The 15,604-nt window shown below is 59.4% G+C and carries 13 protein-coding genes; 3 read left to right on the plus strand and 10 right to left on the minus strand.

The window, feature by feature from the left end; all coding sequences use genetic code 11:
• Window positions 1–106: 106 nt before the first annotated feature.
• Together ctaD and coxB are read right to left on the minus strand one after the other, a co-directional pair.
• Entirely contained in the window at window positions 107–1,696 is a 1,590-nt protein-coding gene (gene ctaD / locus LOY68_RS00390) for a cytochrome c oxidase subunit I (RefSeq protein ID WP_163910481.1), read from the minus strand.
• An 82-nt stretch (window positions 1,697–1,778) separates the two neighbouring features.
• Window positions 1,779–2,906 carry a cytochrome c oxidase subunit II gene (coxB, locus tag LOY68_RS00395; RefSeq protein ID WP_265042388.1) on the minus strand — a complete coding sequence of 376 codons (1,128 nt, stop codon included), beginning with the start codon at window positions 2,904–2,906 and terminating at the stop codon, window positions 1,779–1,781.
• A 372-nt stretch (window positions 2,907–3,278) separates the two neighbouring features.
• Here coxB and LOY68_RS00400 point away from each other — a divergent pair, with 372 nt between their 5' ends.
• The gene (locus tag LOY68_RS00400) at window positions 3,279–3,929 is read left to right on the plus strand and encodes a hypothetical protein (RefSeq protein WP_054047968.1); all 651 of its coding nucleotides are present in this window, start codon (window positions 3,279–3,281) and stop codon (window positions 3,927–3,929) included.
• 94 nt (window positions 3,930–4,023) lie between these two features.
• Here LOY68_RS00400 and LOY68_RS00405 read toward each other — a convergent pair whose 3' ends face one another.
• The 3 genes from LOY68_RS00405 to LOY68_RS00415 form a co-directional block, all read right to left on the minus strand.
• The gene (locus LOY68_RS00405; RefSeq protein ID WP_265042390.1) at window positions 4,024–5,550 is read right to left on the minus strand and encodes a SulP family inorganic anion transporter; all 1,527 of its coding nucleotides are present in this window, start codon (window positions 5,548–5,550) and stop codon (window positions 4,024–4,026) included.
• Window positions 5,551–5,639: 89 nt separating this feature from the next.
• Window positions 5,640–6,371, minus strand: a complete 732-nt coding sequence (locus tag LOY68_RS00410) for a carbonic anhydrase (protein ID WP_163910478.1) — start codon at window positions 6,369–6,371, stop codon at window positions 5,640–5,642.
• 242 nt (window positions 6,372–6,613) lie between these two features.
• A complete protein-coding gene (locus tag LOY68_RS00415) occupies window positions 6,614–7,672 on the minus strand; it encodes a PA0069 family radical SAM protein (RefSeq protein ID WP_265042392.1) in 1,059 nt (352 codons plus the stop codon).
• A 228-nt stretch (window positions 7,673–7,900) separates the two neighbouring features.
• Here LOY68_RS00415 and LOY68_RS00420 point away from each other — a divergent pair, with 228 nt between their 5' ends.
• Entirely contained in the window at window positions 7,901–8,206 is a 306-nt protein-coding gene (locus LOY68_RS00420) for a hypothetical protein (protein ID WP_163910476.1), read from the plus strand.
• 60 nt (window positions 8,207–8,266) lie between these two features.
• Here LOY68_RS00420 and LOY68_RS00425 read toward each other — a convergent pair whose 3' ends face one another.
• From LOY68_RS00425 to LOY68_RS00435, 3 genes are read right to left on the minus strand one after another with little or no spacing between them, the layout of a single operon-like run.
• Window positions 8,267–9,571 carry a c-type cytochrome gene (locus LOY68_RS00425; protein WP_265042394.1) on the minus strand — a complete coding sequence of 435 codons (1,305 nt, stop codon included), beginning with the start codon at window positions 9,569–9,571 and terminating at the stop codon, window positions 8,267–8,269.
• A 12-nt stretch (window positions 9,572–9,583) separates the two neighbouring features.
• On the minus strand, window positions 9,584–11,368 hold the full coding sequence (locus LOY68_RS00430) for a GMC family oxidoreductase (protein WP_054617203.1): 1,785 nt from the start codon (window positions 11,366–11,368) through the stop codon (window positions 9,584–9,586).
• A gap of 2 nt (window positions 11,369–11,370) precedes the next feature.
• Window positions 11,371–12,111 carry a gluconate 2-dehydrogenase subunit 3 family protein gene (locus tag LOY68_RS00435; RefSeq protein ID WP_265042395.1) on the minus strand — a complete coding sequence of 247 codons (741 nt, stop codon included), beginning with the start codon at window positions 12,109–12,111 and terminating at the stop codon, window positions 11,371–11,373.
• Window positions 12,112–12,408: 297 nt separating this feature from the next.
• Here LOY68_RS00435 and LOY68_RS00440 point away from each other — a divergent pair, with 297 nt between their 5' ends.
• On the plus strand, window positions 12,409–13,056 hold the full coding sequence (locus tag LOY68_RS00440) for a tyrosine-protein phosphatase (RefSeq protein ID WP_265042396.1): 648 nt from the start codon (window positions 12,409–12,411) through the stop codon (window positions 13,054–13,056).
• A 136-nt stretch (window positions 13,057–13,192) separates the two neighbouring features.
• Here the strand turns inward: LOY68_RS00440 and LOY68_RS00445 are convergent, their stop codons facing one another.
• Window positions 13,193–13,480 carry a YheV family putative zinc ribbon protein gene (locus LOY68_RS00445; protein ID WP_054047949.1) on the minus strand — a complete coding sequence of 96 codons (288 nt, stop codon included), beginning with the start codon at window positions 13,478–13,480 and terminating at the stop codon, window positions 13,193–13,195.
• Complete coding sequence (prlC, locus tag LOY68_RS00450; protein WP_265042397.1) at window positions 13,477–15,555, minus strand: oligopeptidase A; 2,079 nt, start codon at window positions 15,553–15,555, stop codon at window positions 13,477–13,479. Before prlC ends, LOY68_RS00445 begins: the two co-directional genes overlap by 4 nt.
• Window positions 15,556–15,604: the final 49 nt, after the last annotated feature.

Raw genomic sequence — 15,604 nt, forward strand, 5'->3', positions numbered from 1 at the left:
AACCCTGTGGGAGCGAGCCTGCTCGCGAAGCAGACACCGCGGTTTAGCAGATACACCGCGTCATCGTTCTTCGCGAGCAGGCTCGCTCCCACAGGAGTTGTGGTGTTCATTTCACTTCCGGCGGCGTGGTAAAGGTGTGATACGGCGCCGGCGACGGCACGCTCCACTCCAGGCCTTCGGCCCCTTCCCACGGTTTGGCCGGTGCAGGCGGGCCGCCGCGGATGGTCTTGATCACGATGAACAGGAAGAACAGCTGCGTGGTGCCGAACATGAACGCACCCACCGACGACACCATGTTGAAGTCGGCGAATTGCAGGTTGTAGTCCGGAATCCGTCGCGGCATGCCCGCCAGCCCCACGAAGTGCATCGGGAAGAAGGTCAGGTTCATGCCCACGAACGACAGCCAGAAATGCAGCTTGCCGAGGGTTTCGTCGTACATGTGGCCGGTCCATTTCGGCAGCCAGTAGTACGCCGAGGCGAAGATCCCGAAGATCGCCCCCGGCACCAGCACGTAGTGGAAATGCGCGACCACGAAGTAGGTGTCCTGGTACTGGAAGTCCGCTGGCGCGATGGCCAGCATCAGCCCGGAGAAACCGCCGATGGAGAACAGGATCACGAACGCCACGGCGAACAGCATCGGCGTCTCGAAGGTCAGCGAGCCTTGCCACATGGTGCTCGCCCAGTTGAACACTTTCACCCCGGTCGGCACTGCGATCAGCAACGTGGCGTACATGAAGAACAGTTCGCCCACCAGTGGAATGCCGACCACGAACATGTGGTGCGCCCAGACGATAAACGACAGGAACGCAATGCTCGCCGTGGCGTAGACCATCGAGGTGTAGCCGAACAGCGGCTTGCGCGAGAAGGTCGGGATGATCGAGCTGACAGCCCCGAAGGCCGGCAGGATCATGATGTACACCTCGGGATGCCCGAAGAACCAGAACACATGCTGGAACAGCACCGGGTCACCGCCACCGGCGGCACTGAAGAAGCTGGTGCCGAAGTGGATATCCATCAGCATCATCGTCACGCACCCGGCCAGCACCGGCATCACCGCGATCAGCAGGAACGCGGTGATCAGCCAAGTCCAGACGAACAGTGGCATTTTCATCAACGTCATGCCGGGGGCGCGCAGGTTAAGGATGGTCGCGATCACGTTGATCGCACCCATGATCGAACTGATCCCCATCAAGTGAATGGCGAAGATGAAGAACGTCACGCTTTCCGGGGCGTAGGTGGTGGAGAGCGGGGCGTAGAAGGTCCAGCCGAAGTTCGGCCCGCCGCCGGCGGTGAACAGGGTCGACACCAGCAGGATGAACGCCGCCGGCAACAGCCAGAAGCTGAAGTTGTTCATCCGTGGCAGGGCCATGTCCGGCGCGCCGATCATCAACGGGATCATCCAGTTGGCGAGGCCGACAAACGCCGGCATCACCGCACCGAACACCATCACCAGGCCGTGCATGGTGGTCATCTGGTTGAAGAACGCCGGTTCGACGATTTGCAGGCCGGGCTGGAACAGCTCGGCGCGAATCACCATGGCGAACGAGCCGCCCAGCAGGAACATGGAAAACGCAAACCACAGGTACAGCGTGCCGATGTCCTTGTGGTTGGTGGTCAGCACCCAGCGCATCAGGCCCTTGGCGGGGCCGTGGGCGTGGTCGGTGGCGTGACCATGATCATCGATGACAGCACTCATGGCCGTTCTCCTGAGAACGAATGGGCTGGGCAGGCCGGGGCGCGCTGCCCCGACCGGTTCCTTACGTACGCGATAGACCGGGTCATTTGCTTTCCGCCTGTTTCAGCTCCAGCACTTCTTTAGGCGTGACCATGTCGCCCTTGTTGTTGCCCCAGGCGTTACGTTCATAGGTCACGACCGCTGCGATATCGACTTCCGAGAGCTGCTTGCCGAACGCGGCCATGGCGGTGCCGGGCTTGCCGTGGAAGACAATGCTCAGGTGACCTTCTTTCGGTCCGGTAGCGATTTTCGAGCCTTTGAGCGCCGGGAACATCGGCGGCAGGCCCTGGCCTTCGGCCTGGTGACAGGCTACGCAGGTGGTGTGGTAGATCTTGTCGCCGCGCTCTTTGAGCTCGTCGAGGGTCCATTCCTTGCTGGTCAGCTCTTTGAGCTGCAGGGCTTCAGCCTTGCGCTCCGCCAGCCACTTGTCGTAGTCGGCCTTTTCCTTGACCTCGACCACGATCGGCATGAAGCCGTGATCCTTGCCGCACAACTCGGCGCACTGGCCACGGTAGATGCCGGGCTTGTCGACGCGGGTCCAGGCTTCGTTGACGAACCCCGGAATCGCATCGCGCTTGACCGCGAAGGCCGGCACCCACCACGAGTGGATAACGTCAGCCGAGGTCACCAGAAACCGGATCTTGGCGCCGATCGGCAGCACCAAGGGTTTGTCGACCTCGAGCAAGTAGTGCTCGCCCTTGGCTTCCTTGTTGTGGATTTGATCCTGGGGGGTGGCCAGGTTGCTGAAGAACTCGACGTCCTGGCCCAGGTATTTGTAGTGCCACTTCCACTGGTAGCCGGTGATCTGGATATCGATATCCGGTTCACTGGCGTCGTACATCTTGATCAGTGTCGCAGTAGCGGGAACCGCCATGGCCACCAGGATGATGAAGGGCACGATGGTCCAGAGAATTTCGACGGTGGTGCTTTCATGAAATTTGGCGGCCACCTGCCCGGTCGAGCGACGGTGGACCATCATCGACCAGAACATGGCGCCGAAGACGATGATGCCGATGACTACACAGATCCAGAAAATGGTCATGTGCAGGTCGAATACTGCGTGACTGATTTCAGTCGCTCCTGGCGCCATATTCACAGTCCAGGCCGCTTGTGCCTGGCTGAAAATTGACCACAACAGGAGGCCCATCCAGACGTGTGGATGTCGCATCATTGCGGGTTCCCCTTATCGTTCTTGTTATCCCGCCGGCTAACACCAGCGGCAAGGGAGCGGCTTTTTCAGACTACGAACTTGAATCGCCGAGCCTTGCTGCACATGCAGTCGGGCGTCATCAGCTAACTCCATTCCCACCCGAGTATAGACAGCGACTGTCACCTCGCAATGTGATGGCGTAAATGATCTGAAACAGCCGGGACTTGCGCTCAAGGCCACGAATGGAGAACGATGCGCGACGAGTGGTGGCAAATCGATATAACTTTGGTGTCTCAAGGATGAAACAATTATGACAAATGCGTCTTAGCAACTTTCATAAGCCAGCTAAGTTATGTCTTCCCTATTTCATTGCCTTTGTTTCCTGGAGTTTTCATGAACACCGCCGCATTGCGCGAGCAGATCCAAAAAGCCCAACAACACGAGGCCGAGACCGGCCTGTTAACTCGTCAACTGGAAACCCAACTGCCGCACCTGCACGCTGCCATCCAACTGCCGGACGTTGACGCCAACGGCGTGATGACCCGGTTTGTGACCGCCTACATCGAGCAAGTGCCGGACCTGCTGGACGCCGCCAATGATGTCGCACGGGAAGCGGGCATCGAATCGCAGATCAAACCGGTGCTGAAAATCGCCGAGCAGTTCTTCCTCCAGCCGCCGGCGATCATGGCCGGGCATATCGGCCTGGACAGCCTGCTGGACGAAGCGTATCTGGCGCATCGGTTGGTCGAAGAGGTCAATGACCTGTACATCAAGCATTTTGGCCAGCCACTGATCCCATTGGACATGACTGTCGCCAACCTGATTGCCCACCAATTGATCGGCGAAGAATTCGCCAACCAACTGGATGAGGCGGTGCATCACGCTGTGGACGAGATGCTTAACGAAGACAGTTTCGCGCTGGAATCGGTGGAGGCCTACCGCGAGAAACTCAACAGCCCGGACACCGGCGCCGCGTGGAAACGCTGGCCGTGCCTGTCGCGCCAGTTAGGCGTGGGCCTGGAGCTGGATCAGCCGGCTGCGTAAAGCGACACATCCCCTGTAGGAGCGAGGCTTGCCCGCGAAGGCGTCCTCAAGTCCGCCAAAAGCTTCGCGGGCAAGCCTCGCTCCTACAGGTTATTTATCCGGCTGAACCTACGCCGGACGTGGTGCGCAATCTGCCTTCCAATCTGCGCTTCAACCCCCGCGCTTCAATCAGCAGCTTCGAACCCTTCGCCGCATTCGCCCGGCCCCACTCCTCAAGCAACTCCAGACACGAATGGTCGATGTAGCTCAGGTTATTGAGCGGCACATGCACCGTCGCGCCTGCTGGAATACTGCCCAGCACCTGGGTCAGCGCCGGAACCTTGAGAAAGGTCGCCGCGCCGATCAAGCGCAGTTCCATTTCGCCGTCCTTGGGCAGGTCGATCAGGCTGATTTTCAGCCTCGAAGCTTTCCAAGCCAGTTTGGCCAGCGTCAGGCCGAAACCGATCAGCACGCCGGTCAGCAGGTCGGTGAAGATGATCGCCAGGGCAGTCGCCGCGTAGGTGAACATCGGCATCCGGCCATAACGGCCCAAACCACGAAAGGCCTTGAGGTCGACCAGTTTGAAACCGGTGTAGACCAGCACACCCGCGAGGCTCGCCACCGGAATGCTTTGCAGCACGCTGGACAGCAACAGCACGAACGCCAGCAGCCACAGGCCGTGGAAGATCGCCGAGTAGCGTGTGGTCGCACCAGCCTGGACGTTGGCCGAACTGCGCACGATCACGCCGGTCATTGGCAAGGCACCGAGCAAACCGCAGAGCATGTTGCCCACGCCTTGCGCCGACAATTCCCGGTCGAAGTCCGAACGCTCACCGCTGTGCATGCGGTCCACGGCGGCGGCCGAGAGGAGGGTTTCGGCGCTGGCAATAAAGGCCACGGCAAATGCGGCGATCAGGATCGTCGGATCGGCCAGGTTGAGCAGGTCCGCCGGTTTCAGCCAGTCGATGGCTTCCGCCAGGTTGGCCGGCACTTCTACGCGTTTGACCTGCAAGGCGAGCATCAGGCTGGCGACCGTCGCCAGACCGACACCGAGCAAGGCACCGGGAACGAATCGCAGGGCGTGAGGGCGGAATTTTTCCCACAGCCACATCACCGCAATCGTCGACAGCCCGAGCAGACCAGCCTGCCAGCCAAAGGACGGCAAGGCTTGAAGCACCGCAGCCGGGAAGGCCGCGAGGTTATCCAGCCCCGACGGTTTGGGCACGGCGTCGAGCATCACATGCACCTGTGATAGCACAATCAGCACGCCAATCCCGGCGAGCATGCCGTAGACCACCGCCGGCGCCGTCACCCGGAACCAACAGCCCAATTTGAAGCGCCCGGCCAGCAGTTGCAGCAAACCCGCCAGCAACAGGATCGGCCCGAGCATGGCAACACCATGCTGGCGCACCAACTCGAACACCAACACCGCCAGACCTGCGGCCGGACCACTGACTTGCAGCGGTGAGCCGGCAATCCAGCCCACCACCAGACCACCGATGATCCCGGTGATCAGGCCTTTGGCCGGCGGCAACCCCGAGGCGATGGCGATACCCATGCACAAGGGCAGGGCCACGAGGAACACAACCACGGACGCCAGCAGCTCCCGTGGCAGAACAGCTTTCAGTTGCGCAGCACGCATAGGGATTCTCCCGAATTTTTTTCAGGCGTGGCAAAGCCAGGCTGCTCAATAAGCAGCCATGGCTAAACCACACAGGGATTTAGGAGGATTTAGAAGCGCGCTTTAGGCGTCGCCACCGGAATCGGATGACTACCATCCAGAGGCAGGAAACACCCCTGATCCGCGTCATAAGCTCGGATTTCGCTGGTTTCGATGCTGTAGACCCAACCATGGATAAACAGCTGACCGTTGGCCATGCGCGAGGCCACCGATGGATGCGTGCGCAGATGCTGCAGCTGGGCGATCACATTCTCTTCGGTGAGGATGTGCATGCTTTCGCCTTCGTTAGCGCAATTGCAGTTTTCCTGGACCATGGTTTTCGCCACTTCGGCGTGCCGCAGCCAGGCTTTGACCGTGGGCATTTTTTCCAGGCTCTGCGGGTTGAGCACTGCGCGCATGGCGCCGCAATCGGAGTGCCCGCAAATGATGATGTGCTGCACACCGAGGGCCAGTACGGCGTATTCGATGGCGGTGGAAACCCCGCCGTTCATTTGCCCGTAAGGCGGCACAACGTTGCCGACGTTGCGGGTCACGAACAGATCGCCTGGGGAGCTTTGGGTAATCAGCTCCGGCACGATGCGCGAATCGGCGCAGGTGATGAACATTGCCCTGGGATTCTGGGCCGTGGCGAGTTTCTTGAAGAGTTCTTCCTGCTGCGGAAAGATCTCGTGATGAAAATGCAAAAAGCCGTCAACGATATGCTGCAGCGCTGCATCGGCGGATTCCGCCTCGTGGTGGGCTGAAGCCGACGCAGCCAACGGCTGTTTATCCTTGTCACTCATGATTCATCCTCTTTGACGGAGTTGGGAAAGTGTCCCGTTTTATCCGATATGAAGCCAGTGGCTGTTTAAAAAACGTCCAGGTCGTAAATCCAGACCCGTCAGTCACTCGATGAACAAGGTAACCGTCGAAACTTAACTCAAACTGAATCAACCGCTCTAGAACGTGTGTTCCAGGTCACAAAAAATGTGACTGGATAATGGCATCTTGCTTTCCCTGCCACTCAACCTTAGGCCAATTGTCCTCAAATCAAAGACATTTGGCGACCCGGCGGACAGAAGGCATCGCAGTCCAGATTAAACCCTTCACGCCGATTGAGCCCCAGGCGCTTGATGGTTTTTGCAAAACGTTGCGCCAGTAGATCGGCGAACGGCCCTTCACCGCGCATCCGCGCACCAAAGCGACTGTCGTAGAGCTCGCCGCCACGACTCTGGCGGATCAGGCTCAGCACATGGGACGCTCGTTGCGGGTAGTGGGCGGCCAGCCATTCTTCGAACAGCGGTGCGACTTCGAGCGGCAAGCGCAACATCATATACGCCGCGCTCTGGGCGCCGGCAGCGTGAGCCTCGGTAAGCAGGCTTTCGAGTTCGCTGTCGTTGATCATCGGAATCATCGGCGAACACAGGACTCCCACCGGGATCCCGGCCTCGCGCATTACCCGGATCGCCCGCAGCCGGGCCTTGGGCGCTGCGGCCCGGGGTTCGAGAATGCGCTTGAGCTCATCGTCCAGGGTGGTGAGGCTGATCATCACCGCCACCAGCCGCTGTTCGGCGAGCTCGGCCAGCAGGTCCAGATCGCGCAGGATCAGCGAGCCCTTGGTGATGATGGTCATCGGATGACGGTAGCGCAGCAGCACTTCCAGGGTTTGGCGGGTGATTTTGTGTTCGCGCTCGATCGGCTGATAGGGATCGGTGTTGGAGCCCAGATTGATCGGCGCACATTGATAGCCGCGTTTGCTGAGTTGTTCCTCCAGCACGTCGGCGGCGTTGGTCTTGGCGATCAGCTTGGTTTCGAAATCCAGCCCCGGCGACATATCCCAATAAGCGTGGCTGGGCCGCGCGTAGCAATAGATGCAGCCGTGCTCGCAGCCGCGATAGGGATTGATCGAACGGTCGAAGGGCAAGTCCGGCGAATTGTTGCGGGTGATGATGGTTTTCGCCGTCTCGATGCGCACCTCGGTGCCTTGGGTCAGCGGCGCTTCCTGATACCAACCGTCATCCTCGGCCACCGAACGATTCGGCGCGAAACGGTTGTGCGGATTGGTGGCGGTGCCGCGGCCGCGTGGCGGAAGAGGGGTGGCCATGATTCGTTGCTCCGAGCTGTATGCACATACAGTATAGGAGCGCTGAGAATACAGCCAGTGCCGTTCGGCGATCTGTCGTATCAAAGCGGTTTTGGCATTGGCCGAGTAATAACGAGATCTGTCGTCATCATGGGAAACATATAAACAGTAGGTTGTTATGTAGTGGAGTAAGTAGTATCCGTCGCACACGAAAACCTTCGTGTATTACTTATTAAATGGAATTAATAAATGTCTATGTTTAATCAACGCGGTATTTTTTTGCAATTGTTGGCCCCGAGTATCGTTAACCCGAACGAAACACAAGTATCGATGCAACTTGCTCGTAAGGAACTGGGCTGGGACGCTGTCAATGATGAACAGACCGAAGCCCTGGTGGATTCCGTCTATGTCACGGCAGTTTCGGCGGATGGCGGCCGATCCTTCAACATCCGGACCGTACGCAGTGATGTGGACGGTGACGGTGATATCGATAGTGATGACAAGGAAAAACTGCTGGTTCTGGCCAAGGCCTATTCCGCTATCGTCAATCCTTGATCCTCGACAATTGATTAAACCTGCATGATCACTCATGCAGGTTCAACTCATCACGACAGCTTAGTTATGCTGAGTGAGTTGGCCAAGATCGTCGCCGGAAGTTGTTTTCATATCATCCTTGCGCAGTTTGGCTACATCGCCGGACTTTACCGTCGTTCCTTTATTCCCCCAACTAGTGCTGATGAAGGTAACGACATCTGCCACTTCCTGATCCGACAACCGCCAGGCGAATCCGGGCATGGTGAAGGTCGATGGCGCCGTGTGCGTGGCCGGCAATGTGCCGCCCTTGAGCACGATGTGAATCAGCGACGTTGGGTCCTCCGACTGCAACACCGGGTTGCCCGCCAACGCCGGGAACACCCGCGTATAACCGTGACCGTCGGTACGGTGGCAGGCCGCGCAGTTGTCGATGTACACCGAAGCGCCTGGCTTGCTGTCGTCACCTTTCCATAGCGCCTGGGCGACTTGTTTGTCGTACTGGTGCGGCTGGTCGTTGGGGTCATTGGCCGGCAGGGACTTGAGGTAGCGGGCAATCGCGCTCAGGTCGGCGTCGGTCATGTACTGCATGCTGTGGGTGACCACATCGCTCATGCCGCCGAACACCGCACTGCGGTCGCTGCGCCCGGTCTTGAGGAATTGCACCAGTTGCTCTTCGCTCCAACTGCCGAGACCGTCCTTGTGATCACCGCGAAGGCTTTTCGCGATCCAGCCTTCCAGTGGCGCACTGCCTGACAGAAAGGTACTGCCTTCGCCGGCATTCAAGGATTTTTCCTGCATGGTCAGGGCACGCGGCGTATGGCAAGCGCCGCAATGTCCCAGGCCTTCCACCAGATAAGCCCCACGACTGACCACGGCATCTGCGCCGGGCGCTGCCTTGTAGTCCGCCACCGCTGGGGCAAACATCCAGCGCCAACCCATCAGCGGCCAGCGCATGCTCAAGGGCCAGGGAATGTCGCTGGCCTTGTTCTCCTGAGCCACCGGCGCCACGCCGTACATGAAGTAGGCGTACAAGGCTTGCATGTCGGGTTCAGTGACGCTGGCGTAGGACGGATACGGCATCGCCGGGTACAAAGTACTACCGTTTTTGGCGACGCCATGCCGTACGGCTTTGTCGAAGTCTTCGAAGCTGTAGTCGCCCAGGCCGGTTTTGTCCGGGGTGATGTTGGTGGAATAGATTGTCCCGATCGGCGTTTCCATCGGCAAGCCGCCAGCGAACGGCTTGCCGTCCTTGGCGGTGTGACAGGCCACACAGTCGCCGGCACGGGCGAGGTATTCGCCTTGCTTGATCAAATTTTGATCAACTTCTGCGGCGTTGATCGAGCCGCTGCCGAGCAGGGCCAAAGTCGCGATAACGAGTGCTTTCATGGTCATCGCTCCTTAAGCCTGAACCAGCGGGCCGGGGTTTTTCAGGTACTGCTCACGGATCGCCCGGGCCGACCAGTAGGTCAATGCGGCGACCAGGCCCGTAGGGTTGTAGCCCAAGCCTTGTGGGAAAGCAGACGCGCCTGGGACGAATACGTTGTGCACGTCCCAGCTCTGAAGGTATCGGTTCAGGGCGCTGGTTTTCGGATCGGTGCCCATGATCGCGCCACCGTTGAGGTGAGTGGTCTGGTAAGACGCGGTGTTGAAGTGATCACCGACTTTCTTGCCGATCACGGCGATGGCTTTCGGGCCCATCGCTTCGGCAATCTTGCCCATTTTTTCGACCATGAAGCGGTTCATCTTGATGTCGTTTTCCTGCCAGTCGAACGTCATCCGCAGCAGCGGCAAGCCGTAGGCATCGCGGTAAACCGGGTCGAGATCCAGGTAGTTGCCACGGTAGGACTGATGCGCGCCGTGGGCGTCCATCGACACTTGGTGGGTGTAGTAATCAGCGGTGGCGCGTTTCCAGGCGCTGCCCCAAGCCGGGGTGCCGGGCGGGTTGGAGGTCCCGGCAATCGGCCGGCTGCCGGCCTGGTTGACCCACATCGGCGAGCCGCCGACGAAGCCGTGCGGCCCGTGGTCGAAGTTGTCGGCGTTGAAATCATCAATTGCCACGCCATTGCCGCCGGCACCGATGAAGTTGTTGGTGTGGGTGTCCTTGTCGAAGAACGCCTTGATGGTGGCCATGTTCTGGTATGCGAAGTTCTTGCCGACCACGCCTTCACCGCTGATTGGGTCGTAAGGCTTGCCGATGCCGGAAAGCAGCATCAATCGCACGTTGTGGAACTGGAACGCACCGAGGATCACCAGATCTGCCGGTTGCTCGATTTCCCGGCCCTGGCCATCGATGTAAGTCACGCCGGTGGCTTTGCTCTTGGTGCTGTCGAGATTGACCCGCAGCACGTGGGAATTAGGCCGTAGTTCGAAATTCGGCAGCGGCTTGAGGGCCGGCAGAATGTTCACGTTGGGCGACGCCTTGGAGTACATGTAGCAAACGTAACCGCTGCAAAAACCGCAGAAGTTGCATGGGCCCATCTGCGCGCCGTAAGGATTGGTGTACGGGCCGGACGTATTAGCCGACGGCAGGTTGTAGGGTTTGTAACCTACGGCTGTAGCGGCTTTCTGAAACAGCTGTGCGGAAACCGTGTTCTTCTGGGATTCCAACGGGAACGGGTTCGAGCGATCCGGCGCGTAAGGGTTGCCGCCCTTGCCTTCGCCGACCCGTTGACCGTTCACCGTCCAGGCCTGACCCGAGGTGCCGAATACCTTCTCGGCGTAATCGAAAAACGGTTCCAGCTCTTCATAGCTGACGCCGAAGTCCTGGATGGTCATGTCCTTGGGGATGAAGCTTTTGCCGTAGCGCTCTTCGTAATGGCTGCGCATCCGCAACTCGATCGGATCGACCCGAAAGTGCACGCCGGACCAATGCAGGCCCGCGCCACCAACCCCGTTGCCGGGCAGGAAGGCGCCGAGCTGACGGTTCGGTAGCGCAATGTCATTCACGCTATGGCGAATGGTCACGGTCTCTTTGGAGATGTCCTGGAAAAGTTTCTTACGCACGCTGTAGGTGAGTTCGTCGATCACCTGGGGATAGTTGCCGTCAGGGTAAGTGTCCTGCATCGGTCCGCGCTCCAGCGCCAACACGTTCAGGCCGGCTTCTGTCAGCTCTTTGGCCATGATCGCGCCGGTCCAGCCAAAACCGACGATCACTGCGTCGACCTTCTTCATTACCGTCGCCATGCTTATGCCCTCTCGCCGCGAATCGAAACTGCCGGGAAGGGGTATTGCTCGTTGCGTTCCACCCAATCCATGAAATCGGCGCGGGCGCCGGGGAAGCCGATCATGGTCCAGCCGACCATGCCTTTGTTGCCGCCGTGGATCGGGTCGCAGAAGAACCCTTCCTTGGTGTTTTGCAGCAGCAAGTTGAAGAAAATCTTCGACGGGACGCTGTCGAACTCAGGCTTCCCGGCTTCGAGTTGCTTGAGCAAATCGTCTCGGGTAGCGCTGTCTTGCTCGGCAAATACTTTACCGTTGAAGGCTTTCGACCAAGCATCCGCAGCGGCAATGCCCAAGCGATAGATCTCTTTGGGTACAAGTTTGCTCTGCCAGCCCATCTCCGCCGGAGCGTCGGCGTTGAACGGTCCTTGCATGAACCACAGGGCGCCGGCGGCGTACGGGGTGTTCATCTGCCGGTCGATGTATTCCGGCACGCCGGCTTCCAGGGCGCCTGGCCCTTGGGCATCGCTCGGGATCAGTTGAGCGACGGCAGCCTTGATGAACGTCCATTCTTCGGCGGTGAAGTAGGTCGGTTCATAGGTGCTGGTGCTGACGGGTGTTTTGCCAGGATTGGCCGGCGCCGATTCTGGCGCGGCGAGCAGTACGGAGCTGCCCAGCGCGGTGCTGGCGACGGTGACCACCGGGATCAAGGTCAGGGATTTGCGCAAAAACTCACGCCGCGGGTTGTCTCGATCTTGATCAGACATGGGAGGTGCACCTCATCAGGCATTGATGGTTTTTTAGCCATTTCGGCGAATGGCTTTTCGTTTTGGCAGGAATGCGGACCTCGGCGATCGGTGAGAAACGCCGTATCTCTGCAAACTTTGGTAACAAATGGTAGCAGGCTAAGTATCAGGTTGAACCGATTCAGCCGAAATAAACCGGGCTTTTGCGACGAAAGTCGATGGATTCACGATTCTTTGACAGGCGGCTCACAGCGCTTTGACCGCTCAAGGCTGAAGCTGAGTGTCATTAATCCGCTTCTTCCTTTACGGTCGCCCAGCATGCCCAACACCCGTCTTGTCCCAGCGATGTGCCTGTCGTTGATTGCGTTTTTCAATCTGTCATTGGCCTTTGCCGACGACGCCACATCGCCGCGACCTGCTGAATGGGCGCAGTCGGTGGACGCGAAATACAACCTCTACCAGATGTCACCGACCCTCTACCGCAGCGCATTGCCGGACAGCGGGGTCGTGCCGCTGCTGGAAAAACTCAAGGTAGGCACCGTCATCAGCTTCTTGCCGGAGTCAGACAAGAGCTGGCTATCCTCGCCTGGCATCAACCTGGTCCAACTGCCATATCGCACCAATCACGTGGATGACGCGCAGGTGATCGCCGCGCTTCGCGCGATTCAGGCCGCCGAAGCCAAAGGCCCGGTGCTGATGCATTGCAAACACGGTTCCGATCGCACTGGCCTGATGGCGGCGATGTACCGGGTGGTGGTGCAGGGCTGGAGCAAGGAAGACGCCCTGAATGAAATGACCGAGGGCGGTTTTGGTGACAGCACTCACTTCAAGGACGGCGTTCGCTACATGATGCAGGCCGATGCCGACAAATTGCGCACGGCGTTGGCCAACGGTGATTGCAGCACCAGCCCGTTCGCCATGTGCTCGATGCAGAGCTGGTTTAAATCGGCGAATGTCGAAAAGTAGGAAATTTCAATGCTGCAACCCTGTGGGAGCGGGCTTGCTCGCGAAGGCGGTGTGTCAGTCAACATCAATGCTGGATGACACACCGCCTTCGCGAGCAAGTCGAATCGTCGCACCGCCGCTCCCACATGGGGATCACTCAATGTTGCTCGTCAGGCTTTTTCTTCAGCTTCGGGTTCGGGAAGAATTGCACTGCCTGAACCTTGGCGTCCGGCGCTTTCAGTGCCGAAACGTTGACCCGCGTGCCCAATTCCTTGGGCACCGATAAACCTTGTTCATTGAGCGTGTCGGAATAACCGCAGGCCACGCACTCACGGTGCGGGACCTCGTCTTCGTTCCACATCATCAATTTGTCCGGCTCGCTGCACGCCGGGCAGACCGCCCCGGCGATAAAGCGTTTTTTCGTGATCACAGGCCCCTCGCTCATGCTGCCGCGTCCTCACTCAGGCCGCTGTGGCGCAAGAGTGCGTCAATCGTTGGCGCACGGCCACGGAAGTCGACGAACAGCACCATCGGTTCCTGAGAACCGCCGCGCGCCAGGATCGCTTCGCGGAACGCGCGACCGGTTTCGGCATTGAGCACGCCGTCTTCTTCGAACTTCGAGAAGGCATCGGCCGACAGCACTTCAGCCCACTTGTAGCTGTAGTAACCCGCCGCGTAACCGCCGGCAAAGATGTGCGCGAAGCTGTTCGGGAAGCGGTTGTAAGCCGGCGGACGCATGACCGACACCTCGTCGCGCACGCCTTCAAGCACTTGCAACACGCTACGACCGTCGCCGTGAGTGGCGTGCAGTTCGAAGTCGAACAGCGAAAACTCCAGTTGGCGCACCATCATCAGGCCGGACTGGAAGTTCTTCGCCGCGAGCATTTTGCCCAACAGGTCTTGCGGCAGTGGTTCGCCGGTTTCGTAGTGACCGGAAATCAGCGCCAGGCCTTCAGGCTCCCAGCACCAGTTTTCCATGAACTGGCTTGGCAACTCGACCGCATCCCACGCCACGCCGTTGATGCCGGATACGCCGGCATGCTCGACGCGGGTCAGCAGGTGATGCAGGCCATGGCCGAATTCGTGGAACAGAGTGGTGACTTCATCGTGGGTCAGCAGCGCAGGCTTGCCGCTGTCCGCCGGGGTGAAGTTGCACACCAGATTGGCCACCGGGCTTTGCAGCGCACCTGCGGCATTGCGACGACGGTCACGGGCGCCGTCCATCCACGCACCGCCGCGCTTGTTGGCGCGGGCATAAAGGTCGAAGAAGAAGCGGCCGACGTGCTGGCCGTTTTCCTTGATTTCGAACAGGCGAACATCCGGGTGCCAGGTGTCGAAGCCTTGCTGCTCGGCGATCTCGATGCCGTACAGGCGCTGAACGATGGCGAACAGGCCGCCCAGCACTTTGTCGATCGGGAAGTAGGCGCGCAGTGCTTCCTGGGCAACGCTGTAGCGCTGTTCACGGAGTTTTTCACCGTAGAAACCGCTGTCCCAGCTTTGCAGGTCCGGGCAGCCTTGTTCGGCGGCGTAGGCCTTGAGCTGTTCCAGGTCCTGAGCGGCAAACGGTTTGCTGCGCTTGGCCAGGTCACGTAGGAAACTTAGAACCTGATCGCTGGATTCGGCCATTTTGGTGGCCAGACTCAGTTCCGAAAAGCTGGCGAAACCCAGCAGCTTGGCCAGTTCCTGACGCAGGTCGAGGATTTCTTCCATCACCGGGCTGTTGTCGTTCTGACCGGCATTCGGGCCTTGGTCCGATGCACGGGTGCAGTAGGCGGCGTAGACTTCTTCGCGCAGGGCGCGGTCCTGGGCGTAGGTCATCACCGCGTAGTAGCTCGGGAATTCCAGGGTAATCAGGAAACCTTCCAGACCTTTGGCCTGTGCTGCGGCAGCCATTTGCGCCTTGGCCGAATCGGTCAGGCCGGCGAGGGTCGCTTCGTCGGTGACGTGCTTGGTCCAGGCTTGAGTCGCGTCGAGCAACTGGTTGGAGAAGCGGCTGCCCAGTTCCGAGAGCTTGCTCTGCACTTCGGCGTAACGCTTCTGTTCGGCTTCCGGCAGGTCGATACCCGACAGGCGGAAGTCACGCAGGGCGTGTTCCAGGATAGTTTTTTGCGCCACATCGAAACCGGCCGCTTCCGGGCTGTTGGCCAGGGCTTCGAAAGCCTGGAACAGTTCGCGGTTCTGGCCCATCTCGGTGGAGTAGGCGCTCAAGGCCGGCAGGCAGGACTCGTAGGCTTCACGCAATTCAGCGCTGTTGCACACGGCGTTCAAGTGGCTGACCGGGCTCCAGGCCGCGCCCAGGCGATCATTGAGTTCGTCCATCGCCAGCACCAGGCCGGCCCAGGTCGGTTGTTTGCCCTGGGTTTTGAGGATCTCGATAATGGCGGCGCGGTTGTCAGCCAGGATCTGTTCAATCGCCGGTTGCACGTGTTCGGCACGGATCGCCGAGAACGGCGGCAGGTCGTAGGACTGCAAAAGAGGGTTGTTCACGCTCACGGTTGGCACCTTGGCTGGAAGAAACATTGCCCCATCTTAATTACAATCGACACTCACCGCAGCTATCAGCGACAGA

Source organism: Pseudomonas sp. B21-053 (assembly GCF_026016365.1).
Lineage (GTDB): Bacteria > Pseudomonadota > Gammaproteobacteria > Pseudomonadales > Pseudomonadaceae > Aquipseudomonas > Aquipseudomonas nunensis.